Here is a 24,034-nt window from a genome sequence, read left to right as displayed (position 1 = left end):
TCCCTCCTTAAAGCTTACATTCATCCCATAAACGACGAACATTATCCATCCCTATTTTTGAACCAACCTGACAATCCTCCATACCTTCAAACTCCACCGTAATATAACTATCGTATCCATAGCCTTTGACAAGCTTTATAATTTCTCGAATATTAATATCACCATGTCCGACAATTGCTCCTCGGATGTAATTGTTATGAACTGTACGGAACCATTCGCCATCACCAGGATTTTCAAAATAAGGACGAATATAAAAATCTTTAAAATGCACGGTAGCAGCATAGGATATATTTTTCATAACACCGATAAGAGGCTCTTCATCTATACATAAAAAATTCCCGATATCTAATGTCGTTTTAAAGTTGTCTCTGTTAACGGCTTGAATTAATTGTTGTACACGATCACTTGTTTGAACATTAAAGCCATGGTTTTCAATAGTTGTGGTGATATTGAATTGCTTCGCATAATCTGCAATCAATTGACATCCCCTTACCATTTCATCAAAATGTTCATTGTAATAATGAATGGTTGTTTGCTCCTTTGGTAAAGTAAAAAGTGTAACGTCATGGCGCATAATTTTGATACCCATACGATGTACAACATCTACGTGTTTCTTTAAGCGCTCCACCTCTTCAAAAAAGGCTTCCTCAGTCTCATGAATAAAGTTTGCTGGTAATGAGTAGGCAGATAACTCCAATCCTAGCTCCGCAGCTTTATCTTTTATTTGAGTGGCGAGCTCATCATTATCTACCACTGTGAATTCATAGGGCACTAACTCTACATGCTGACCACCATTGTCCGCTACCCATTGTAAAACATCTAGAACACTCATTTCCCCCTGCTTCATTTTTTTGACCATACTGTATGTGCTTAAGCCTACTTTCATTTAAAACATCTCTCCTTTTCAATTGACAAAGTGACATGCAACACTTTGCTCTTCATTAATTTTTTTCATTTCCGGAATCGCTTGCTTACATATATCTGCTGCAAAGGGACACCTTGTATGGAAGGTACAACCACTTGGCGGATTTTTAGGATTTGGAATATCACCTATCAACACTTTCTTTTTCTTTCTTAACATAGGGTCTGCAATCGGTACAGAGGCAATAAGCGCTTGTGTATACGGATGCTTAGGATCTTTAAAGATCTCTTCTTTTTTTCCGATTTCCACGATTGTTCCTAAATACATGACACCTATATAATGACTAATATGCTCTACAACACTTAAATCATGTGAAATAAAAAGATAGGATATTTTATATTCTTGCTGCAATTGCTTTAATAGATTCAAAATTTGTGATTGTATAGAAACATCCAATGCAGACACAGGCTCATCAGCAATGATGATTTTAGGTTTTGTAATTAAAGCACGTGCAATCCCTAAACGCTGTCTTTGTCCACCACTAAACTCATGTGCATAACGATCAGCATGATCAGCATTCAAGCCAACTACTTCAAGCATTTCGAGTACTAGCTTTTCACGCTCGACTTTTGATAGCTTTGTATGAATTTCTAGTGGTTCACCAACTAATTCTTTTACTTTCATTCTTGGATTTAAGGAGGCATATGGATCTTGAAAAATCATTTGGACAGTTTGTCTTAGGTGCTTTAACTCAGATTGCTTGGCAGTAGCCACTTCTTTCCCATCGACAACGATACTTCCGCTTGACGGCTCTATTAATCTAGTGATTAGCCTGCCAGTTGTTGATTTTCCACAACCACTCTCTCCAACTAAACTAAATGTTGTCCCTTCTTCTATTTCAAAGGAAACATCTATTACAGCATTAACTTGTTGTCTTTTTTGAAATAACCCACCCGCAATTTGAAAGCTCTTTTTTAACTTCTCCACTTTTAAAATACTGTTAGGCATTGATTTCCACATCCTTTTTCGCATATAGCCAGCAGCTACATTGGCGAGTAGCTGAAATTTTCACTGTCGGTGGACATTCCTGATGACATATAGACATCACTTGATGACAGCGCGGAGCAAATTTACAACCTATCGGCATATGTTGCGGAGATGGTACATGACCACTGATAGAATCTAACACTTCCTTTTTCTCACCAATTTTTGGCACAGATGCAATTAAGCCTTTCGTATAAGGATGCTTAGGGCTTGCAAATAATTCAAAGACATCTGCTTCCTCTACAACCTGCCCTGCGTACATCACGACCACTTTATCGCACATTTCGGCCACAACGCCTAAATCATGTGTGATTAATAAAATAGCTGTTTCATTTTCTTCCTTTAACTTTTTCATTAACTCTAAAATTTGCGCTTGTATCGTAACATCTAGTGCAGTAGTTGGTTCGTCAGCTATAAGTAGATTGGGGTGGCAGGCCATCGCCATAGCAATCATCACTCTCTGCCGCATTCCCCCTGATAGCTGATGTGGATATTCATGAATGATTTCTTCGGCTCTTCCTATTCCTACACTCTTTAACATTTGAATGGCATGATGTTTACTTTCACCTTTTGGCAGCTTCAAATGCATCTCAATTGCTTCCATTAACTGCTTACCAATTTTTAAAACGGGATTTAAAGAGGTCATAGGCTCTTGAAAGATCATCGCAATTTGTTTTCCACGAATTTTCCGAATATCGGATTCAGACATTTTGGTCAAATCTTCCCCATTAAAATGAATAGAGCCATTGACAATTTTGCCTGTAGTTCCATGAAATAGTTGCATAATAGATAAAGACGTTAAGCTTTTCCCACTGCCTGATTCTCCAACTAAGCCCAATATCTCGCCTTTACGAATTGAAAAATTGACACCTCTTAATATCTTGATCTCTGTTTTATCACGCATAAAGGACGTTTCTAAATCTGTTACTCGTAATACATGTTCTGTCATAGGCATTCTCCTTAATTATTTTTAATTTTCGGATCTAATACATCTCGTAATCCATCGCCTATTAAGTTAAATGCTAGTACGGTTAAAAATATAGCTATTCCTGGCATGATGACTACATGAGAAGATGTTCCTAAGTAGTCGCGTCCACTACTTAACATTACTCCCCACTCGGGCATTTCAGGACTCGCACCTAAGCCTAAAAAACTTAAGCCAGAAGCTGCTAAAATAGCTGTTCCTATACGCATTGTGACAAAAATAATTAGTTCACTAATCGTTTCAGGGAAAATATGCTTCCACAGCACTCTTACATGGGAGGCTCCCATTGATTGTGCGGCTTCTACATATACATTTTCTTTCGCATTCAATGTAGCGCCACGTACTAAGCGTGCAAAGGATGGCACACTAAAAATCATGACAGCGATGATCACATTATTAATCCCAGGACCAAGTAATGCGACAATGGCAATAGCTAGCAATAAATCAGGAAATGAAAACAATACATCACAGCTACGCATAATAACTTTGTCTATCCAACCACCAAAGTAACCGCTAATTAAACCTAAAATAGTCCCTAGTATTAAGCCTAAAAATACCGCGCTAAAGCTTACCATTAAGGAGATTTTTGCCCCTACAATTAAACGACTAAAAATATCCCGACCATACTCGTCTGTTCCCCCTAAATGACTGGCACTCGGCCCTTCTAATAAGGCATCATAGTTTGGTTCAAACGGATCATAGGGTGCAATATAAGGACCAATGATAGCAATTACAATTAGCAACCCTATAAAGATGCTTGCTAACAATGCAGCCTTTTGCTTTTTAAAAGACTTCCAAAATTCCTTAAGAGGAGAGTATTTCCTTTGTGTTTTTTGCACTTGGCTATTTTGCACCGTAGTTGGTGAAGTCATCCTGTTCCCTCCCTTAAGAATCTAATTGAATTTTAGGATTTAACACTGTATAAAGCACATCTACGATTAAATTTACTAAAATAAATTCAAACGCAAATAATAATAGAGCTGACTGAATAACAGGATAGTCTCGGAATGCAATCGAGTCGATTAGAAGACGTCCCATCCCCGGAAAGCTAAAGACTGTCTCGACTACCACTGAACCCCCTAGTAAAAAACCAAATTGTAGCCCGGCGACCGTCACTACAGAAATTAAGGAATTTCGTAAAGCATGGGTCACTATGACAGAGTGTTCCTTCAGACCTTTTGCTCTCCCAGTTCTTATAAAATCAGCCTGTAGCGTTTCGAGCATAGAAGATCGAGTAAATCGTGCGATCATTGACATAATACCTGCCCCTAAAGTTAGGGAAGGTAAAATATAACTAGAAAAACCATCTAACCCTCCTGTTGGGAATAGCCCTAGCTGTACTGAAAATAATTGAATTAATAATAGTCCCAACCAAAATCCAGGAATCGAAATGCCAGAAACCGCTGTTACCATTCCAAAATAATCAGGCCATTTATTTTTATTGATGGCAGAAAAAACGCCAATCATTAAACCTATTAATGTAGCCCAAACCATCGAGAGAAAGGTAAGCTGAAGAGAAGGTATAAACCTTGTTTTAAACATATCAATCACGGGTAGACCTGTTGTTAAGGACGTGCCAAGTTCACCCGTCATTAGATTTTTCATATAGTCTACATACTGTTTTAAAATAGGCTTATCTAGACCCAATTCATGACGTACGTTTTCAACATCCTCGATCGTGGCATCCTTACCTGCTACTAATCGCGCAGGATCTCCTGGTATGAAATGAATAAATAAAAACGTTAGTATTGAAATAACAATTAAAATCGGTATCATTTCAACAATTCTTCTTGCTGTATATTTCCACATGACGAGCTCCTCCTTTCTATTTTGTAGAAAAGGAATTGACCTACATCAATTCCTTTTATTGCGTAGCATTACTCAACTTTTGCATTCTTCACATCGAGCCCACCTGTTGGATTTACTAATACACCGCTAACATTTGAACGCACACCATATACAACCTCATCTACCCCTAAGAAAATCCAAGGTGTATCTTGGTAAACGATTTCCTGTAATTTTTCATAGAGCTCAGCTTGGCGATCTACATCTGAAATGGAGTTAGCCTCATCCATTATTTGATCTGCCTCAGTGTTATGATAATAGGCTGTGTTTGCACCATTTGGTGGGAATGATACACTATGGAAAAGTGGTTTTGTCGCATTTGTTATATCAGAAGCATATGCTGACCAGCTCACATACCACATTTGTAATTTTGCATCATCTGGTGTTTGAGCTCCGTAGATCTCATCTGACAAAGTACCCTCTTCCATAGATTTAATTGCAACTTTGACGCCAATTTGCCCTAACTGCTGTTGGATAAACTGCATTCCCTTCATTGTATCCGAGTTCGTATTTCCCCAGATTTCAATATCGAAGCCATCAGGATATCCAGCCTCAGCCAACAAGGCCTTTGCTTTTTCTATATTGTGCTCATACATTTTTTGCTGTTTATAATAAACTGTTTTGGAAGGAATAATGGAGTCTAGTGGTAAGCCTAGACCTGCATTAACTACCTTTAAATATGCTTCTTTGTCCACCGCATAATTAAATGCTTGTCGAACCTTACTATCATTCAACGGTTTTTTATACGTATTTAAGGAAACATAATGAGCGATTGTTGAAGGAACTTTATTAACTTCTACATCTTTATGGTTAGAAAGCTCATCGATATTTTGAGCAGGTACTGGATAGATAACCTGCGCATCCCCAGCTTTTAGCATCGCCACCCGTGATCCATTTTCTGGGACTGGTTTATACGTAATTTTAGATACACGGTCACCGCCACCCCAATAGCCATCAAATTTTTCAATGGTTAAATGATCTCCTTGTACCCATTCAACAAATTGATAAGGACCTGTTCCGACAGGCTTCTTAGGAATATCCGCTACATTTTCTTTAATCATTTTGGGACTAATCATTTTGGCCACTCCGAATCGTGTAATCATCGGTCCATATGGTTCTTTTAAAGTCACTTTAATGTCATAGTCTCCTAGTATTTCAACATGACTGATTAAGCTAAAACCACGTGAATAAAGGCGTAAGCTTTCATCATTCATAATTCGTTCAATATTGGCTTTTACAGCTTCTGCATTAAACTGCTCCCCGTCATGGAAAGTGACCCCCTCTTGCAGCTTAAATGTATACTCCAGTGCGTCTTCACTGATTGTATAATCTTCTGCTAGCACCTTAATTATTTGTCCATCCGCATCGAAGCCCAGTAACCCCTCTAACATCGTCTCCTGCACTGACCCCGAATTGGTATCTCCTGTGTTATGTGGATCCATAGAAATAAAGTTTTCATTTACAGCGATGACTAATTCATTTTTTGAACTAGCTTTACCTGAATCTGTAGTAGATTTTTCCCCAGTGTTTGATGCGTTAGAATTGTCTTTCTCTGCGCAGGCTGCTAAAAGCAACGTACATAGAATTACAAAAACCCATTTTTTAACATAATTCATCTCATCTACTCCCTTTGTAAAAATATATAATAATACCTCCTAATGGCTTCATTAAGAAATATAATTACTAAAATTATTTATTTTCTCCACTGATGAAAATAAATAGGCAAAAAAATAAACTATACTTTCATTACGATAAGACAATTCAATTAGAGGAAGACATTGCTTTCTCAACTATCACAATTGCTTTTCATCAGAAACTATAGTTCAACCGACAAGTTTTATTTATTCCACTGCTGAAAATAAGTAATTAAAAAAATATCCCCTTCCAAGACCAAGGACACTTTCGATACATAATTATCAGAAAATTTATTATTTTTTAACAACTATAAACTACAGTTCACTTTTTTTCCAGCATTATTTTTATAAATTTAATAATTATTTTTACCGAACATTCATTTCTAGTTATTTAAAAAGGTTCTAAAAGCCCTTATTTCAAGGCCTTTAGAACCAACATCATGTATTACAGCTTTCTTATACTCTCTACGACCACATCAAGTATACGCTGAAGATCCTCTTGAATAATATTAAGTGGTGGTGATAGTGTCAGAACATTATTAAAGCCCGCTACTGTTGCCCCATTTTTCCCAATGATCACCCCTTGTTCTTTGCATGCGGCAATAACAGCATTTACCTTCTCCACCGGTAAAGGTTCTTTCAAGACTTTATCTACTACTAATTCAATCCCAATTAATAAACCTCTGCCCCGCACATCTCCTACATTCGGATGATCCTGTAAATTTTCTTGCAATGTTTGTAATGTGGCCTTCCCCATTTCCTTGGAGCGATCGAACAACGCTTCTTGCTCTAGAATCTCAATATTTTTTAATGCAACTGCACATGCTACTGGAGAACCCCCAAAAGTATTGACATGGCGGAAATAGCCATAGGCATCTGTGCCAGTGAAAGCCTCATAAATCTCACGTTTTACGGCAGTTGCTGATAATGGTAAATATGCGCTCGTAATCCCTTTAGCCATTGTAATAATATCTGGTTTCACACCATAATTCATAAATCCAAATGGCTTGCCTGTTCTACCAAAGCCACAAATAACTTCATCCACTATCATTAAAGCTCCATGCTTTTTGCACACTTCCTCTATGCCTTTTAAATAGTTTTCGGGAGGCATGATGACACCGCCACCTGTAATAATTGGCTCTAAAATCATAGCTGCAATTGTATCACTCAGTTCCCATGTCATCGTTTTATCAACAGCCCTTACGCTCGCTAAATCTAATGGTGCAACAGTATCATTTTCATGTTCACGGTATTGATCGGGCGGTGCGACATGGATAAAGCCAGGAGACAATGGCTCGTATTTATATTTACGTTCCGCCTGCCCTGTTGCTGCTAATGCCCCAAAGGAATTTCCATGGTAGGCGCGGTAGCGAGAGACAATCTTATAGCGGGAGCTTTGCCCTTTTTGCTGGTGATATTGTCGCGCTATTTTAAAAGCTGTTTCATTCGCTTCTGATCCGCTATTAGAGAAGAAAATAACGTACTCCCCACCAAGCAAGTCATTTAGTTTCTCAGCTAGCTGCACGGCTGGTAAATGTCCCTGCGATAATGGTGCATAAGCATTTTTCATCATTTGCTCATGTGCTGCATCTGCCAGTTCCTTACGTCCATAACCGACATTTACACACCATAGCCCAGCCATGGCATCAATATATTCGACGCCATCGGTATCTATTATTCTTGCACCATCTGATTTTTCCACTACATATGTTGCTTGTGGATTGTAGGGTTTCATTGAATGCCATACGTATTGCTCATCCTTTGTTAAAACATCACTTTTAAGATTGGTCTGTGTCATTGCCGAACACCCTCTCAGTTATTTTTTCAGTAGATTAGCTTTTTGCATCGTTATTACTTGGGAAGGCAAAGGAGCTAGTTGCATCTTCCGTTTCATCTGGCCAACGCTCCGAGATTGTTTTCGCCTTAGTAAAGAATCTCGCTTGATCCGGACCAAACATATGCCCTTCACCAAACTTAGAGCGCTTCCATCCGCCGAAATTATGGTAGCCGACAGGAATTGGTATTGGTACATTAACCCCTACCATGCCCACTTCAATCTCTTCTTGGAATTTACGAGCTGCCGCACCACTGCTTGTAAACATCGTTACACCATTACCAAGTTCATGGTCATTAATTAAATCAATTGCTTCTTGTAAAGTCTCTACACCCACTACTATGCGTGCTGGACCAAAGACCTCCTCTTTGAAGATGGTCATATCAGGCGTAATATTATTGAGGAGTGTTGGCCCAACATAAAAACCATTAGATGTTTCGCATACTTTAGGATTTCGTCCGTCAATGACAAGATTTGCCCCTTCAGTAACAGCCCCATCAATATAGCTGATAATCGTTTCCTTTGATTGTTGGGTAATAACTGGGCCGAAATCGACGTCTTCTTCTGTATAAGGACCTACCTTTAGCTGTGAAATCTTCTGCTTCAGTATGTCTGTAAAACGTTGCTCCGTATCTTGACCAACAACAAGCGCTCCAGAAATCGCCATACAGCGCTGTGATGCTGCCCCGTATGCCGCACCTAAAAAGGCGTTCGCAGTTTGTTCCAAGTTGGCATCTGGCATAACAATCATAAAGTTCTTACCACCACCAAAAGCAGCCACACGTTTATTATGCTTTGTTCCCGTTTGATAAATATATTCAGCTACTGGCGTAGAGCCTACAAAGGTAATGGCTTGAATCTCTTTGTTTTCTAGAAGCTCATTGACCGCTTCTTTATCGCCATTCACTACTGTCCAAATACCATCAGGAAGTCCCGCCTCTTTCCATAATTGACTTAAAAATAATGCAGAATGAGGAACACGTTCAGATGGCTTTAAAATAACAGTATTCCCTACTGCCACAGCCATACTTGTAATAGCTAAAGGGACCATAACAGGGAAATTAAAAGGCGCAATCGTTGCCACTACACCTAGTGGTGATTTGGCAGAAAAAGCATTAATATTGCCACCTACATTGACTGAATACTCCCCTTTTAGCAATTGTGGAGCACTAATCGCCATATCTACCGATTCAATCCCTCGAATAATTTCGCCCTTCGCATCCTCTTTAGTTTTCCCGCTTTCCTGACAAATCACTTCAATAAGCTCTTCCTGTTTTGTTACTAACAATTGACGGAATCGATGTAAAACCTCAACCCTCTTCCCAACGGACACCTTTTTCCATGCAGGAAAGGCTTCTTTCGCATGTTGAATGGCCTGTTGTACTTCGTCTTTTGATGCAAGTGGGACTCTCGCTATCGTTTCACCTGTTGTTGGATTATACACCTCTGAGAATCTTCCACTTGTACCAGCTACCTCTTTCCCTTTGATAAAATGCGTTAGCGTTTTCATTTTTTGTTGTACTGTCATCATTTAACCTCTCCTTACATGGGATTATTGTTCAAAATCAAACTTTTCATTGTTAAAAATAGAGCTTGATTCATCGACTTGTTTTATCACCTTGTTCCTTTGCGTAAGTAAATAAAAAATCATTACCACGGCAACGACAACACATGTAAATAGAATTTGTGAGCGCATAGACTCAATAAAGAACATGGCTATTAATAAGGCAGTTGTAGCTACTATTGTGAAATACGTTAGATACGGGAATAGCCACATCTTCACCTTTAATAGCTCAGGATTTTCGCGTTCAATCTTTCTACGCATTCTCAATTGTGAAAAGGCGATAATTAAATAAAGAATTAAAGTAATAGCACTACAAGAGCTTAGTAAAAACATAAATACTTTATCTGGTGAAACATAGTTCATAATAACGGCAATATACGAGAAAAATGTTGCGGCTAAAATAGCATTCACAGGTGCACCATTTTTATTTAGTTTCAAAAAGGCTTTTGGTGCCTCCCCCTTCTCTGCTAAAGAAAACACCATTCGTGATGTTGCATAAAGTGCAGAATTTAAACACGATAACACAGCTGTTAAAACAACAAAATTCATGATTTGTGCGGCGGCAGGAATACCAATATAATCTAGCACTGCTACATAAGGACTTGTTAAAATATCAGAGGAGTGCCAAGGCAATAACGTCACAACAACTGTTATAGAGCCCACATAGAAAATTAAAATGCGCCAAGTAATTGAATTGGTAGCTTTTGTTACAGCTGCTAACGGTTCGTCTGACTCACCAGCAGCGATAGCCACAATCTCTGTCCCCATAAAGGAAAAAATAACAATGACAACACCCATTAGTACAGCGCCAAAGCCGTTTGGTAAAAACCCACCCTGATCAACTAGATTTGTCAGACCGACAGCGTTAAAGTTTGGTGCTATACCAAAAATAATGAATGCGCCTAAACCTAAAAAAACTACTATACTTGCAACCTTAATAAGAGAGAACCAATATTCAAATTCGCCAAAGGCTTTTACAGAAAGGACATTTGTTAAAGTAAGTGCTACGGTTAAAAGTAAACTTAAGAGCCATAAAGGAATTCCGTCATACCAATATTGAATAATGGCCGCTGCTGCCGTCGCCTCTAATGCAATAGCTATGACCCAGAAAAACCAATACAGCCAGCCAATCATAAAGCCTGCCCATGGACCAATTGCTTCATGGGCATAATGTGCAAACGACCCACTCGTTGGATTGACAGCCGCCATCTCACCTAACATACGCATCACTAAAATGACAATAATTCCTGCAAATATATACGATAATATTGCTCCTGGACCCGCCAGGTTAATGACTGAGCCACTGCCCATAAATAAGCCAGCCCCGATTACACCCGCTATCGCGATCATCGTCATATGCCGTTTCTTTAATCCTCGTTGTAAATGCGTTTGTTGCTCCATATCTGTCACCTCTTTTATTAGATTAGGATTATCGCTTACAAAAATCTTACATGTTTCATATCATTGAAGTAATAGACACACTGTAAATTTATATACAATTGTTTTAAACATAATGTAAAATAAACTAAATATTCTTAAAATATTAATTTACCTAAATTTACAGCTATTTAATAACACAAAAGAGAAATAATAGATATATAAAACGTAGAAGATGTTTCAAAAGGAGGAGCTATATTGAGCCAATTCCAACTTAAGGTACTTCATGTTTTAGAAAATAAATACTTTCAGAATGCAGAGGTAGTTGCAGGTCATGAGGGGCTGTTAAGAATCGTTAAATGGGCACATGTTCTTGAAATAGTCCACGTAGATAATTTTTTAGTTGGAGAAGAGCTGGTGTTAACGACGGGGATCAGTCTTCAACATGGCATCGAAGATTTTATTACGTTTATTGAATCTTTAATAGATAAAAATTGTGCTGCTCTTTGTATTGAGTATGGTTCTTCTATTCAAGCCGTCCCAGAAGCAATACTTGCCATTGCAAATCGTCAGCAGTTCCCGATTATTGTTTTTCATGAAGAGGTTCCTTTTGTTCGCATTACACAGGATTTACATAGTCAAATTATTAATCAACAATATTTAATGGTTTCGACACTAGAATCCTACTCACAAACTTTAAATAAAAATACGGTCTTAGGACAAAATACGGACGACATTTTACAAAATATGTATAATGAATTAAAAACACAAATTATGTTTTCCATTAAGGGACGAGAACCCGTCTTGTTTCCCAATATGACAAAAAGTAAGCGTCAGCAATTATTAGCATTCAATAAATATGCTCAACAATTTAAACATGAGCCCATCTTTATTTTTGATCAACATTATGCAGATTTAACGATTTTTCGTGAAGATGGTTTATTCTCAGAGTTTGAATTATTAATTTTAGACCGTACAGCCACAGCATTAGCGCAATTATTAATGCGAGAGTTCTATATTGAGGAGAAAAAGAATATTGAAGACGCTTCGATTTTAGCTGATTGGATTGACCAAAAGCTGTCCAAGGAAGAAATCTATAAATTTATCGTTTCTTACTATACCAACTATTCACACTCTAGTGGAGCTGTCTTTGTTTTGGCCACTCCCAATACAGTAATGAAAGCGCAGGAGGACATTGTCTATAGTAAACTTTATTATCGTAATCTCTTTGAACAGCATGGCTTTATCCCATTTTTATTCGAAAGAAAAAGCTATGTCATTTTTATTTTACTTCATACAAAAGATTGTCGAGCGATTCGTGAAATACTAAATAGCATCTTTACCTCACTGCCCAAAACTGAATTTTATAAAAAACAGCAAACTCAAGGGTTTCAAATAGCGGTTGGTAAAGTTGTAGCTGATGTACAAGAAATCTCCAAAAGCTATCAAACTGCATTAGAAACATTATATATTTGTCACAAAGTCCAAACTTCCTCGTTCTTTTATGATGATTTGCATTTATATCATTTAATCTACAAATTACAAATGCAGGTGAATTTAAAGGAAGTTATAAACGACTATTTACAGCCAGTTATTGAGTACGATGAAAAATATAACAGCAAGCTTCTTGAAACATTACAAGTCTATTTACAATCAAATGGCTCCAAGCAGCAAACTGCTAACCAATTGTTTATCGTTCGTCAAACACTCTATCACCGCTTAAAAAAGCTTGAAAGTTTACTCGGGGAAAATTTCATGAAGGGTCATAATCGCATCACATTGGAATTTATGCTCCTTGCAAACTCCTTAATTGATGACAAGAGTTAAAAAATAGGCACGTTCAAGAGGCTCTCCCCCTTAAACGTGCCATCTCATTATCCTTTCACAACATCTTGATAAAGTCCTGGTCGACGATCATCGTATACAGGAATTCTTCCACGTACTTCATCAACGATGGAGAAATCTACATCAATTACTGCTACTTCCTCGTCTTCAGCACCAACCCAAAGCACTTCACCCCATGGCTGAATAATCATCGATTGCCCATTAAAGTTTTCTACTTTTCTCGAAATACGGTTAACTGCTATAACAAAGCATTGGTTTTCAATCGCTCGGGCTTGCAGTAATGTTTTCCAATGATCAATTCTTGGCGTCGGCCATTGTGCTGGTACAAACAGCACCTTTGCTCCTTGAAGGGCATGCGCACGTAACCATTCAGGGAAACGAATATCATAGCAAATGACACCAGCCGCCTCAATAGGTCCTAGCGCGAATCGATTCATATCATCTCCAGCTTCTAAGTAAAGATGCTCGTCCATTAAACGGAAAAGATGGGCCTTGCTATATTCCCCAACAAGTACTCCATTGTTATCAAATGTATACATCGTATTGTAAAACTTGTCGCCCTTTTTTATGGAAACAGAGCCACCGACAATATGTACACTAAGTTCCTTCGCTAAGTGTGCTAAAAATGCTTTTGTACGCTCACCGTTAACGTCCGCCAATTCTGGAAGCTTCTCCAGTGCGTAGCCCGTATTCCACATTTCCGGAAGCACAATAATTTCTGCCCCTAGTTTTGCGGCTTTACGAATCTTGTCCTCTGCCCGTGTAAAATTTTCTTCTACTTTGCCGAAGCCAATGTTTAACTGAATACAACCGATTTTCATATTCATTCCTCCTCTAGACAATTAACAAAAAAAAGTACTACCTTTCATATTACGTGTACATTAGAGTTTATTCGACTTCCAAAGTGTGTATTTCAATACACTTTCCTTCTTTTGATTTTCATTATACTACATCTAAAAGTAAACTAATTTATATTTATTCAGTCGTTTGGTCGCTTTTTTGGTCACTTGAAGTCTCCTGATTTTATTAAAGATAGACCACTCAATAATCCTTTTTTAAGGATAAATTAAAGTATTAGGAAAGTTATTAAATTTATAAAAAAACTACCAACTTAGTAGTCTCAATTGCTTGTTTCCGATATACACGAAAACTACTCTCAAGCCATAATAAAAAGCCACACCCAAGTGAATGTGACTTTAAGTATTTACATGTTGATTTGGCAATCTCTTGTTCAAATTGATAATCTAACAACATCACGCGACAATACAAGGACCTGCACCACCACACAAAGGATGACCAGGCTTAGCTAATGCATCAGTTGGTGTACCGAAAGTAGAAATAGCTAAAATCGCAATCGTAGCAAAAGGGATAAATAATAATTTCTTTGCTTTTTTCACATCACACACCTCCTAATTATTTGAATTATTCCTTACAAATGTAATATTCTACATTATTTGATAAAACCCTTTATATTTATTAATTTTTTTATTTAATTTATTAAAGCTCCCAGACAGTTAAGAGCAGATGCCCTTTTCAGAAGTAATAAATTATTTGCGAAACTATCACAATATCAATAATATGTGCTAATTCACGTTCAGCAGCTTAAATAATTCAAGAACAATTAGGACACAGTGATGTAGGATTGACAATGAATACCTATAGCCACTTGACTAAAGAAGATAAACGAACAGCGATAGAGTTATTTAATAAAATACTGTAATCTAGTCGCTTATTGGTCGCCTGTGGTTTTTTAGAGTATTTCAATCCTTTGTCTATAAAGGGTCTAGACAATTAACAAAAAAAGTACTACTATTTGCTTCATATTCTTCAATAATAATTATTATATTCTGAAAAAGGTGATCATGCATGGAATTCTCTAAAAAACTACAGCAATTACCCACTCAATTTTTTGCGGCGCTCGTCCAAAAAGTAAACAATGCCCTGGAAGAAGGACGTGATGTGATTAATCTTGGGCAAGGAAATCCCGACCAACCTACGCCTACTCATATCATCCAAGCATTACAGGAAGCAGCTGAAAATCCTCAAAACCACAAATATTCGCCATTCCGTGGTATCGGCGAATTACGTCAAGCCGCTGCTGACTTTTATAAACGGGAATATGATGTGGAGATTGATCCCGACACTGAAGTAGCCATTCTTGGTGGCACAAAAATTGGTCTTGTTGAGCTACCTTTGGCTGTGTTAAATCCTGGTGATACGATGCTATTACCAGACCCAGGCTATCCAGACTACTTATCTGGAGTTGTATTAGGTGATGTAAATTTTGAAGTAATGCCTCTTTTTGCTGAGAATAATTTCTTACCTGATTATGATGCCCTCCCTAAAGAAGTTAAGGAAAAAGCCAAGTTACTTTACTTAAATTACCCAAATAATCCTACTGGTGGTACAGCAACACTTGAATTTTTTGAAGAAACCATTCGTTTTGCTAAGGAGCATAATATCATCGTATCACATGATTTTGCTTATGGTGCGATTGGATTTGATGGCAATAAACCTATTAGTTTCTTACAGGCAAATGGTGCAAAAGAAGTTGGAATCGAAATGTACACATTATCAAAGACTTATAATATGGCAGGTTGGCGCATAGGCTTTGCTGTAGGCAATTCTGATTTGATTGCCGCGATTAATCTTATTCAAGATCATTTGTTTTGTAGTCAATTCCCTGCTATTCAACACGCAGCAGCTATTGCACTGACCTCTTCGCAGGAATGTGCAGATGAGCTAAGAGCTACCTATGAGCGTCGTCGAAATGTTCTAACCGAAGAAGCTCATAGAATTGGCTGGCAAGTAACGGCACCAAAGGGCTCCTTCTTTGCCTGGCTCCCTGTCCCATTAGGTTTTACTAGCGAACAATTTGCTGATATATTGCTCGATAAAGCTGATATTGCGGTAGCCGCAGGTAATGGCTTTGGTCAATATGGGGAAGGCTATGTGCGTATTGGCTTGCTTGTAAGCGAGGAACGTTTACGAGAAGCCATCCATAGAATTGAGCAATTGAACTTATTTTAGCATGGAACAAAATGGAGTCCTGTAGCTTTCTCTAGCTACAGGACTTACTATTTTTCAATTTTCCTTGGAAGATCTAATCCATGTTCTAATGGATAAAATTGCATGTGACCTGTTTCATCGTCCAACTGACGGATATGCTGAATGCCTTGAACTTCTGCCAGCACTACATCTGCTGTTATGACGATATTTCCGCCCTTTATAAAATGACCGCCTGAAACCACTCCCCATTGATCACTCATGGAACCATGGAAATGCGTTTCATATTGTGCATCACGCTTACAAACAACTCCTGAACCTTGGATAAACTCGAGTGGCCCCTCTTTCTCGACCACATCACTAAATCGAACTTTAATGTGGGAAGTTTCATCTGGTACTAAATAAACAAAGCTACTTTTTTGAAAACTACCAATACAACTAATTATGGTTGCCGATTCAATTTTATTCTCTTCACAAAGTGCCTCAATTCCTTCAATAATGTCTGTTCCCATGAGGAGACGAGCACTAATCACCTTACCAAATGAACCTATGCCATAATTAACTCTTACGGACATTCTTCACCCTCCTTCGCGACAAAATATTATAACAATATAAAAAATTTTAAAAATATTTATTGACTTACTATACCCTATAAATTATATTAGTTCTATCGGAAATACAAAAATATAATATGAATCTCTTATCAAGAGTAGCTGAGGGACTGGCCCTATGAAGCTCGGCAACCTCCTTTTATGAAGGAAGGTGCTAAATCCTGCAAACGAAATTCGTTTGATAGATAAGAGAGGACTTTTTTCATGAGCCTCTCTTAATTTGTAAGAGAGTTTTTTTTATTTTCAAAAACCGATAAAACAATTTTTGGAGGTCGTTTTCATGAAGAAGAAAAATAAATTTTTAGTAGGTTTAGCAAGTCTTACATTAGTAGCAGCACTAGCGGGCTGTGGCTCTAAAGAAGATAGTAAAGGAAAAAGCGAAGCTATCGATGAAAATAAAATTGTCGTGGGTGTCACTTCAGGACCTCATGAGCAAATTGCAGAGGTAGCTGCTAAAGTCGCAAAGGAAAAAGGTCTAGAAGTAGAACTAAAATCATTTTCTGATTATGTTTTACCAAATACATCCTTAGCTGAAGGTGATCTTGATGCAAACAGCTATCAGCATAAGCCTTTCCTCGATACATTTAATAAAGATCACGATACAGATTTAGTACCGGTTGGCAAAACAATTTTAAATCCAATGGGTATTTACTCTGAAAAATATAAATCATTGGATGACGTTCCTGAAGGCGCAACATTTGGCTTACCGAATGACCCAACAAATGGAGCGCGTGCTCTCTTTGTTTTACAAGAGGCAGGCTATATTAAATTAAAAGATGGAGCGGACTTAACAGCATCCGTTCGTGACGTGGAAGAAAACAAAAAGAATTTAAAATTCATAGAATTAGAAGCTGCACAAATTCCAAAACAGCTTAGTGAAGTAGATGTAGCTGCTATTAATACTAACTTTGCGCTGGAAGCTGGCATTAATCCGCAAGAGGACTCTATTCTTTTAGAATCTACTGACTCTCCATATGTGAACTACATTGTCGTTCGTGCAGAAAATGAAAACGACCCAACGATTAAAAAGTTCATTGAGGCTTATCAATCTGATGAAGTTCGCCACTTCATTGAAGAGGAATTCAAAGGTTCTGTAATCCCTAGCTGGTAATACGTGCGATAAGCTAAAGAATCTGCCAAATTTCCACTATGGAAACCGCGCAGATTCTTGCTTTTTAGAAGTTAAGAAAGGAGCAACCAATCTGATGATTCAATTACAAAATATTTCAAAAGAATATAAGACGAAAAAAGGCAGTATAAAGGCTGTAGATGGCATCAATCTTCATGTAAAAAAAGGACAAATTCATGGGGTAATTGGGTATAGCGGTGCTGGTAAAAGTACGCTGATTCGTTGTGTTAATTTACTAGAGCGTCCTTCAGCAGGCAAAGTCTTGATTGACAATGTGGATATTACTACCCTTTCACTTCATGACTTACGTCAAACACGACAAAAGATCGGTATGATTTTTCAACATTTTAATCTCTTAAAGACAGCAACCGTTTATAACAATATCGCAGTTCCCTTAAAGCTACTTGGATATAACGAAACAGACGTCAAAAATCGTGTGGCTAAATATGCCGAAATTGTAGGTTTAACAGAAAAGCTAGATAGCTACCCTAATCAGCTTTCAGGTGGACAAAAGCAACGTGTCGCAATTGCACGAGCTTTAGCACAAGAGCCTGAAATTTTACTTAGTGATGAAGCAACAAGTGCGCTTGATCCTGAGACTACAGAGGCTATTCTTGAACTATTGTTAAAAATTAATCGTGAATTAGGAATTACAATCCTACTGATTACACATGAAATGAATGTCATTCAGAAAATTTGTGATGAGGTATCTGTTCTAGAAGCAGGGAAAGTAGTTGAATTTGGTACGGCTATCGAGCTCTTTGCAAAACCACAACACCCTACTACAAGAAAGTTCTTAAGTACCATTTCACAACGTAACTTAACTCCTTCTCTTATTGAGCAGTTAAATGTTTCAGGTAGCGTCATTCGTTTAACATTTCTTGGAGAAAGTACTGGTAAGCCATTATTGGCTGAAGTCAGCAAAGTATATGATGTACAACCAAACATTTTAACAGCCAATATTATTGAATTAAAAAATGGCATTGTTGGTAATATTGTGGTGCATTTAAACGGAGAGCCCAACATTGTTCAAAAGGCGCTAACCTATTTTGCAGAGAATGGCGTTACTGTGGAAGAGTTAGGAGGAGAGATCCATGAATAATTTCTTTAATGATTGGTCAGAGGTTATTGGCAAAGCAATTATCGAAACATTTCAAATGGTCGGAATTTCATTATTCTTTTCGATTCTAATTGGTATACCTTTAGGACTTTTAATTGTTTTAACACGACCTGGTCAATCCTTCGAAAATAAATTTTTCTATCAATTTTTTAATTTAGTCATTAATATTATCCGTTCAGTGCCATTCATCATTTTACTATTCTTCATTTTACCTTTTACAAAGGTTATCGTCGGTACAACGATTGGCGTTAAAGGCGTTATTGTTCCGCTTGTAGTTTATACGGCTCCTTATATTGCACGACTGATGGAGTCAGCGCTTTTAGAAGTTGATTCGGGCGTTGTCGAAGCCTACACAGCTATGGGTATTAAACGTCGCCATATCATTTGGCATGTATTATTACGCGAAGCACGCCCATCCATTATTTTAGGCTTAACAATCGCTACAATTGGATTGATTGGCGCAACAGCAATGGCGGGAATGGTTGGTGCTGGCGGTTTAGGCGACCTAGCCTACCGTTATGGTCATTTACGCTATGAGGTAGATGTCATGTATGCAACTGTGTTTATTTTAATCGTCCTTGTACAAAGCATACAATCCATAGGTAACCGAATTTCAGCCAAATTGAAGAAAGACTAGGAGGAGGCTATCCATGTCAACTGAGATTTATGTAGAGAAAAACGGCTATATCGCAACGCTAGTGTTAAACCGTCCTGACAAACGAAATTCTTTATCGAGAGCAATGTTCCAAGCGATCATAGACGAGCTAGAACAGTTACGTACAGAGACATCTATCAAGCTATTAATTGTGCGCGGTGTCAATGAAGTCGCCTTTTCCTCGGGTGCTGATATTAGTGAGTTTTTAGATATTCGTTATGCTGCGGATAATGCTAAAGCCTATAATGATCTAGCTTTAAAGGCCATTGATGCCCTCTATAAATTCCCGCATCCTACGATTGCCATGATTCAGGGCTTAGCGATTGGGGGCGGCTTAGAGTTAGCCAATGCTTGTGACTTTAGATTGGCGACACCAAAGAGTAAGCTTGGCATTACCGCTGCGAACATTGGGATTGTCTATAATCTTGAAAGCACTAAACGTCTTATTAATATTGTTGGTGTCGCGAAGGCTAAAGAGATTTTATACACAGCAAACATTTTTACAGCAGAGGAAGCCAAAAGCATTGGTTTGATTACTGCCCTTCATGAGCCGCAGAAAATTGAAAATGCCACTATGCAATTTGCTGAGCATCTTTTAAGTAAATCATCTATTGCCAATGCAGGTAGTAAAAAAATAATTCAAGCTATCGTGGATGGAGAAAATGAAGAGAGTGATGAGCTGGCTCAATTGATTCTCGATTCATTTAGCTCTGATGATTATAACGAAGGTATTCAAGCTTTTTTAAATAAAAGAAAGCCTATTTTCAATAAATAAGTGAGGTAGTAACGATGACAAATACAACTGATGGTGACCTACTTTTAAAAAATATCACTGCCCAAGCCCCCTTCCCCATTTGCTTTGCCGATTTAGAAAAAGCAGTAGCGGAAAAAATTCCAGCTGGGCCATTCGGCTACATTCGCTCAGGTGCTGGCGGTGAACAAACATTACGTAATAATCGTTCAGCTTTTGAAAAATACTCCATTGTTCCCCGCTTCTTAAATGATGTTTCAAACGTTCATACATCCATTAATTTGTTCGGGAAAACATACCCATCGCCATTGCTCTTTGCCCCTGTCGGTATGAACGGAATGGTTCACGAGGAAGGTGAACTTGCCGCTGTACGCGCTGCCCAGCAATTAAATATGCCATATATTCAAAGCACAGTCTCCACCTATGCACTCGAAGATGTTGCCGAAGCTGCCCCTTCAGCAACAAAATGGTTCCAATTGTATTGGTCTACAAATGAAGAAATTGCATTTAGTATGGCCGCACGAGCAGAGTCAGCTGGCTTTGAAGCTATTGTTTTAACAGTCGATACAGTAATGCTTGGATGGCGAGAAGAAGATGTACGCAATCAATTTTCACCATTAAAGCTAGGCTATGCAAAAGGAAATTACATAAATGATCCTGTCTTTATGGCTTCTTTGCCTAATGATTCATTTGAATCGTATGTACAAGGCGTCTTGCATAATGTTTTCCACCCTACACTCAATTGGGAACATGTTCATGAATTAAAAAGACGAACAAATCTCCCTATATTATTAAAGGGAATTTTACATCCTGAAGACGCAAAGCTAGCCCTTGAAAATGGGATTGATGGTATTATCGTATCGAACCATGGCGGCCGACAATTAGATGGTGTTATTGGTTCACTTGATGCCCTTCCCGCCATCGTGAGTGTTGTCAATGGACAAATCCCTATTATTTTAGATAGTGGTGTATACCGCGGGATGGATGCCTTAAAAGCACTTGCTTTAGGAGCTGATGCCGTAGCAATTGGGCGTCCCTTCGTCTATGGCCTAGCCCTTGAAGGACAACAAGGCGCCGAAAAAGTAATGACAAATATCTATGATGAATTAAAGGTTTCCATTGCATTAGCAGGTACAAGCTCCATCGAAGGGTTACGTACGATTACATTAGTCAAAAATGATGGGACTGAGGTTAAATGAAACAAGCATTAGAGGGATTAAAAGTTGTTGATTTATCTCAAGTTTTAGCTGGTCCTTATTGCACAATGGTCTTAGCAGATATGGGCGCAGAAGTCATTAAAATCGAGAAATATCCAAATGGAGACGACACCCGAGCAATGGGCCCGTTCGTTCATGAAGAAAGTCATATGTATATGATGGTTAATCGCAATAAAAAAGGTGCTTGTATCAATTTAAAAACGCCAGAGGGCTTGGCTTTATTCAAAGAGCTTATCCAATCTGTTGATGTGCTTGTGGAAAACTATCGACCAGGTGTTACGAAAAAGCTAGGGATTGATTATGATACTTTAAAAGCCCTTAATCCTGGACTCATTTACTGCTCTATTTCTGGCTATGGACAAACGGGTCCTTATAGCCAGAAAGGCGGCTATGATATTATGGCACAGGGTCTAAGTGGCTTAATGCATATGACTGGTGAACCACAGGGCCGACCTGTAAAAGTTGGCTTTGCTGTCAATGATATTGCCGCTGCCCAAACTGCTTTACAATCTATTTTAATGGCCTATATTTATAAGCTCCGCAGTGGTGAGGGGCAATATATCGATGTATCTTTAGTAGAGTCAGGGCTTGCTTGGACTGTTTGGGAGGCTGCTGCCTACTTTGGTCAAGGAGAATTACCCGAGCGAACAGGGACTGCCCATCGAGTATCCGCACCATATCAAGGCTTTAAAACACAGGATGACTATATTTTAATAGGTGCTGGCAATCAAAAGCTATGGGAAATTTTTGCGACAAAGGTTGTCAAACGACCTGATTGGTTAGACAATCCCCTCTTTATTACTAACTATTCACGTGCTCAGCATGTAAAGGCGTTAGAGGCAGAAATTGAAAGTGAATTAGCGAAACATCCAGCAACTTACTGGCTGGAGCTTTTAGATGAACACGGCGTACCATCCAGCCCTATCTATTCCTATGACCAAACCTTAAATGATCCCCATATTTTAGAGCGTGGTATGGTCTTGTCCTATGACCATCCAACTGCTGGTCCCATGAGAACATTAGGTTTCCCAGCAAAATTCTCACGCACGCCGGGTCAATTAACAAGTGCAGCGCCAACTTTAGGACAGCATAATGAAGAAATTTTGCAGGCATTAAACATCTCTGATTTTGAAGTTCAGCAGCTAACAAAAGCGAATGTAATTAGCTCAAAATAAGAAGCCCGTAATTTTGACGAGCTATCGATCACTTTAGGCGTGCTATAGATGACTTTTGGCCGACTATCCGTTACTCTGCCCGGGCTATCCATTTTTCATAGAATTTTGATTGGAAGATGCGCCCGTTTTCATTGTAATCAAAAAGGCTACCTCCACAACGGAGGTAGCCTTTTCGTATTATTGAATTACACCTAGTTCACGACCAACCTTTTCGTAAATGGCTAACGCATTATCAAGCATTTCTTTTGTATGAGCTGCAGTTGGCATATTACGAACACGACCTGTACCTTTAGGAACGGTTGGGAATACGATTGATTTCGCATAAACGCCTTCTTCAAATAAGCGTTTTGAAAACTCTTGTGTCAGCTTTTCATCCCCAATAATACAAGGAGTAATTGGTGTTTCAGATTCACCAATATTAAAGCCAAGCTTCTCTAGTCCCGCTTTTAAATAGTTACCATTATCCCACAGCTTATCGTGAAGCTCTGTAGAATCAATTAGCATTTGTACAGCAGCTGTAATGGCTGCCACATCACCTGGTGGTAAAGCTGTTGAGAACAAGAATGGACGAGAGCGAACTTTTAACCAATCAATTAAATTCTTCTTACCAGCTACATAGCCACCTACGACACCAATTGCTTTTGATAATGTACCAATTTGGAAGTCAATCTCTTTTTCAAGTCCAAAGTGCTTCACAGTTCCTTTGCCTTTACCAGTTACACCTGAACCATGTGCATCATCAACATAAGTAATTAAATCAAATTCTTTGGCAATTTCCACAATCTCCGGCAATTTAGCAATGTCGCCATCCATTGAGAATACACCATCCGTAATAACCATCACTTTATTGTATAAACCAGATTCTTTTGCCGCTTTTGCCTTGGCACGTAAATCATCCATATCTGAGTGATTAAACGCAATGATTTTCGCCTTAGATAAACGACAACCATCTATAATAGAGGCATGGTTTAATTGATCAGAAAGTATTGCATCGTTTTTATCCATAACAGCTGAAATAGCTGCCATGTTACAATTAAAGCCAGATTGATAAGAAATAGCTGCTTCAGTTCCTTTAAATTCAGCAAGCTTTTCTTCTAATTTAACGTGTAAGTCCAGTGTCCCGTTAATAGTACGAACAGCACCTGCTCCAACACCATATTTTTCAATCGTTTCTTTGGCAATACGCTTTAATTCTTCATTCGTTGCTAAGCCTAGATAATTGTTAGAAGATAAGTTAACAAGATTTTTGCCACGTACCTGTATTATCGGGCCATTTGCACCCTCTACTGGATCAATTTCATTGTATAAGCCTTGTTCATGTAGGGCTTGTAGGTTTTCGTCTAAAAATGCATTCAATACTTTTGACAAGCGTATCATCCT

General features: G+C 38.3%; 21 protein-coding genes and 1 riboswitch. Of the genes, 8 read left to right on the top strand and 13 right to left on the bottom strand.

The window, feature by feature from the left end:
- Window positions 1–7: 7 nt before the first annotated feature.
- From B3D94_RS04450 to B3D94_RS04410, 9 genes are all read right to left on the bottom strand, one after another.
- A complete protein-coding gene (locus B3D94_RS04450; RefSeq protein ID WP_069479931.1) occupies window positions 8–886 on the bottom strand; it encodes a sugar phosphate isomerase/epimerase family protein in 879 nt (292 codons plus the stop codon).
- 18 nt (window positions 887–904) lie between these two features.
- Complete coding sequence (locus B3D94_RS04445) at window positions 905–1,870, bottom strand: ABC transporter ATP-binding protein (protein ID WP_291755165.1); 966 nt, start codon at window positions 1,868–1,870, stop codon at window positions 905–907.
- Window positions 1,863–2,855 (bottom strand): ABC transporter ATP-binding protein, encoded by a 993-nt coding sequence (locus B3D94_RS04440; RefSeq protein ID WP_291755163.1) that lies wholly within the window; start codon window positions 2,853–2,855, stop codon window positions 1,863–1,865. Before B3D94_RS04440 ends, B3D94_RS04445 begins: the two co-directional genes overlap by 8 nt.
- Before the next feature lie 11 nt (window positions 2,856–2,866).
- Entirely contained in the window at window positions 2,867–3,763 is an 897-nt protein-coding gene (locus tag B3D94_RS04435; RefSeq protein ID WP_069479928.1) for an ABC transporter permease, read from the bottom strand.
- 13 nt (window positions 3,764–3,776) lie between these two features.
- Window positions 3,777–4,700, bottom strand: a complete 924-nt coding sequence (gene nikB / locus B3D94_RS04430; protein WP_069479927.1) for a nickel ABC transporter permease — start codon at window positions 4,698–4,700, stop codon at window positions 3,777–3,779.
- 68 nt (window positions 4,701–4,768) lie between these two features.
- Entirely contained in the window at window positions 4,769–6,352 is a 1,584-nt protein-coding gene (locus B3D94_RS04425) for a glutathione ABC transporter substrate-binding protein (RefSeq protein ID WP_069479926.1), read from the bottom strand.
- A gap of 463 nt (window positions 6,353–6,815) precedes the next feature.
- Complete coding sequence (locus B3D94_RS04420) at window positions 6,816–8,168, bottom strand: aspartate aminotransferase family protein (protein ID WP_291755159.1); 1,353 nt, start codon at window positions 8,166–8,168, stop codon at window positions 6,816–6,818.
- A gap of 34 nt (window positions 8,169–8,202) precedes the next feature.
- Complete coding sequence (locus tag B3D94_RS04415) at window positions 8,203–9,732, bottom strand: CoA-acylating methylmalonate-semialdehyde dehydrogenase (protein WP_291755393.1); 1,530 nt, start codon at window positions 9,730–9,732, stop codon at window positions 8,203–8,205.
- Between the two features lie 24 nt (window positions 9,733–9,756).
- The gene (locus B3D94_RS04410) at window positions 9,757–11,169 is read right to left on the bottom strand and encodes an amino acid permease (RefSeq protein WP_193830841.1); all 1,413 of its coding nucleotides are present in this window, start codon (window positions 11,167–11,169) and stop codon (window positions 9,757–9,759) included.
- Between the two features lie 234 nt (window positions 11,170–11,403).
- Here B3D94_RS04410 and B3D94_RS04405 point away from each other — a divergent pair, with 234 nt between their 5' ends.
- Window positions 11,404–12,972 carry a PucR family transcriptional regulator gene (locus B3D94_RS04405; RefSeq protein WP_291755152.1) on the top strand — a complete coding sequence of 523 codons (1,569 nt, stop codon included), beginning with the start codon at window positions 11,404–11,406 and terminating at the stop codon, window positions 12,970–12,972.
- A 47-nt stretch (window positions 12,973–13,019) separates the two neighbouring features.
- Here B3D94_RS04405 and B3D94_RS04400 read toward each other — a convergent pair whose 3' ends face one another.
- Window positions 13,020–13,811: a carbon-nitrogen family hydrolase gene (locus B3D94_RS04400; RefSeq protein WP_291755150.1), complete on the bottom strand. Its 792-nt coding sequence runs from the start codon at window positions 13,809–13,811 to the stop codon at window positions 13,020–13,022.
- A 432-nt stretch (window positions 13,812–14,243) separates the two neighbouring features.
- Entirely contained in the window at window positions 14,244–14,387 is a 144-nt protein-coding gene (locus B3D94_RS04395; RefSeq protein WP_291755147.1) for a hypothetical protein, read from the bottom strand.
- Between the two features lie 469 nt (window positions 14,388–14,856).
- Here B3D94_RS04395 and B3D94_RS04390 point away from each other — a divergent pair, with 469 nt between their 5' ends.
- The gene (locus tag B3D94_RS04390; RefSeq protein ID WP_069479921.1) at window positions 14,857–16,020 is read left to right on the top strand and encodes a pyridoxal phosphate-dependent aminotransferase; all 1,164 of its coding nucleotides are present in this window, start codon (window positions 14,857–14,859) and stop codon (window positions 16,018–16,020) included.
- Between the two features lie 47 nt (window positions 16,021–16,067).
- Here B3D94_RS04390 and B3D94_RS04385 read toward each other — a convergent pair whose 3' ends face one another.
- Window positions 16,068–16,571, bottom strand: coding sequence for a PPC domain-containing DNA-binding protein (locus B3D94_RS04385; protein WP_069479920.1), 504 nt, complete (start codon window positions 16,569–16,571; stop codon window positions 16,068–16,070).
- A 122-nt stretch (window positions 16,572–16,693) separates the two neighbouring features.
- A riboswitch (SAM riboswitch) is annotated at window positions 16,694–16,799 on the top strand.
- A gap of 88 nt (window positions 16,800–16,887) precedes the next feature.
- Between B3D94_RS04385 and B3D94_RS04380 the strand changes: the two genes are divergently transcribed.
- The 6 genes from B3D94_RS04380 to B3D94_RS04355 all read left to right on the top strand — a co-directional run bounded on the left by B3D94_RS04380 (window position 16,888) and on the right by B3D94_RS04355 (window position 22,654).
- Complete coding sequence (locus B3D94_RS04380) at window positions 16,888–17,718, top strand: MetQ/NlpA family ABC transporter substrate-binding protein (RefSeq protein WP_291755140.1); 831 nt, start codon at window positions 16,888–16,890, stop codon at window positions 17,716–17,718.
- Between the two features lie 94 nt (window positions 17,719–17,812).
- Complete coding sequence (locus B3D94_RS04375) at window positions 17,813–18,838, top strand: methionine ABC transporter ATP-binding protein (RefSeq protein ID WP_069479918.1); 1,026 nt, start codon at window positions 17,813–17,815, stop codon at window positions 18,836–18,838.
- Window positions 18,831–19,493 (top strand): methionine ABC transporter permease, encoded by a 663-nt coding sequence (locus tag B3D94_RS04370; RefSeq protein ID WP_069479917.1) that lies wholly within the window; start codon window positions 18,831–18,833, stop codon window positions 19,491–19,493. Before B3D94_RS04375 ends, B3D94_RS04370 begins: the two co-directional genes overlap by 8 nt.
- 13 nt (window positions 19,494–19,506) lie before the next feature.
- Window positions 19,507–20,286: an enoyl-CoA hydratase/isomerase family protein gene (locus B3D94_RS04365; protein WP_291755135.1), complete on the top strand. Its 780-nt coding sequence runs from the start codon at window positions 19,507–19,509 to the stop codon at window positions 20,284–20,286.
- 14 nt (window positions 20,287–20,300) lie between these two features.
- A complete protein-coding gene (locus tag B3D94_RS04360; RefSeq protein ID WP_291755133.1) occupies window positions 20,301–21,461 on the top strand; it encodes an alpha-hydroxy acid oxidase in 1,161 nt (386 codons plus the stop codon).
- Complete coding sequence (locus B3D94_RS04355; RefSeq protein ID WP_069479914.1) at window positions 21,458–22,654, top strand: CaiB/BaiF CoA transferase family protein; 1,197 nt, start codon at window positions 21,458–21,460, stop codon at window positions 22,652–22,654. Before B3D94_RS04360 ends, B3D94_RS04355 begins: the two co-directional genes overlap by 4 nt.
- 177 nt (window positions 22,655–22,831) lie before the next feature.
- Here B3D94_RS04355 and B3D94_RS04350 read toward each other — a convergent pair whose 3' ends face one another.
- Complete coding sequence (locus B3D94_RS04350) at window positions 22,832–24,031, bottom strand: glycine C-acetyltransferase (protein ID WP_012292670.1); 1,200 nt, start codon at window positions 24,029–24,031, stop codon at window positions 22,832–22,834.
- Window positions 24,032–24,034 lie beyond the last annotated feature (3 nt).

It is taken from the genome of Lysinibacillus sp. UBA5990 (assembly GCF_002429815.1).
GTDB lineage: Bacteria > Bacillota > Bacilli > Bacillales_A > Planococcaceae > Lysinibacillus > Lysinibacillus fusiformis.
The sequence above is the reverse complement of the archived record's forward strand: the minus strand, read 5'-3'. Positions and strand labels throughout refer to the sequence as shown.

Excerpts from the sequence above, each read along its gene's own strand:
- B3D94_RS04450 (WP_069479931.1), bottom strand. The coding sequence starts at position 886 with ATGAAAGTAGGCTTAAGCACATACAGTATGGTCAAAAAAATGAAGCAG.
- B3D94_RS04445 (WP_291755165.1), bottom strand. The coding sequence starts at position 1,870 with ATGCCTAACAGTATTTTAAAAGTGGAGAAGTTAAAAAAGAGCTTTCAA.
- B3D94_RS04440 (WP_291755163.1), bottom strand. The coding sequence starts at position 2,855 with ATGACAGAACATGTATTACGAGTAACAGATTTAGAAACGTCCTTTATG.
- B3D94_RS04435 (WP_069479928.1), bottom strand. The coding sequence starts at position 3,763 with ATGACTTCACCAACTACGGTGCAAAATAGCCAAGTGCAAAAAACACAA.
- nikB (WP_069479927.1), bottom strand. The coding sequence starts at position 4,700 with ATGTGGAAATATACAGCAAGAAGAATTGTTGAAATGATACCGATTTTA.
- B3D94_RS04425 (WP_069479926.1), bottom strand. The coding sequence starts at position 6,352 with ATGAATTATGTTAAAAAATGGGTTTTTGTAATTCTATGTACGTTGCTT.
- B3D94_RS04420 (WP_291755159.1), bottom strand. The coding sequence starts at position 8,168 with ATGACACAGACCAATCTTAAAAGTGATGTTTTAACAAAGGATGAGCAA.
- B3D94_RS04415 (WP_291755393.1), bottom strand. The coding sequence starts at position 9,732 with ATGACAGTACAACAAAAAATGAAAACGCTAACGCATTTTATCAAAGGG.
- B3D94_RS04410 (WP_193830841.1), bottom strand. The coding sequence starts at position 11,169 with ATGGAGCAACAAACGCATTTACAACGAGGATTAAAGAAACGGCATATG.
- B3D94_RS04400 (WP_291755150.1), bottom strand. The coding sequence starts at position 13,811 with ATGAAAATCGGTTGTATTCAGTTAAACATTGGCTTCGGCAAAGTAGAA.
- B3D94_RS04390 (WP_069479921.1), top strand. The coding sequence starts at position 14,857 with ATGGAATTCTCTAAAAAACTACAGCAATTACCCACTCAATTTTTTGCG.
- B3D94_RS04385 (WP_069479920.1), bottom strand. The coding sequence starts at position 16,571 with ATGTCCGTAAGAGTTAATTATGGCATAGGTTCATTTGGTAAGGTGATT.
- B3D94_RS04380 (WP_291755140.1), top strand. The coding sequence starts at position 16,888 with ATGAAGAAGAAAAATAAATTTTTAGTAGGTTTAGCAAGTCTTACATTA.
- B3D94_RS04375 (WP_069479918.1), top strand. The coding sequence starts at position 17,813 with ATGATTCAATTACAAAATATTTCAAAAGAATATAAGACGAAAAAAGGC.
- B3D94_RS04370 (WP_069479917.1), top strand. The coding sequence starts at position 18,831 with ATGAATAATTTCTTTAATGATTGGTCAGAGGTTATTGGCAAAGCAATT.
- B3D94_RS04365 (WP_291755135.1), top strand. The coding sequence starts at position 19,507 with ATGTCAACTGAGATTTATGTAGAGAAAAACGGCTATATCGCAACGCTA.
- B3D94_RS04360 (WP_291755133.1), top strand. The coding sequence starts at position 20,301 with ATGACAAATACAACTGATGGTGACCTACTTTTAAAAAATATCACTGCC.
- B3D94_RS04355 (WP_069479914.1), top strand. The coding sequence starts at position 21,458 with ATGAAACAAGCATTAGAGGGATTAAAAGTTGTTGATTTATCTCAAGTT.
- B3D94_RS04350 (WP_012292670.1), bottom strand. The coding sequence starts at position 24,031 with ATGATACGCTTGTCAAAAGTATTGAATGCATTTTTAGACGAAAACCTA.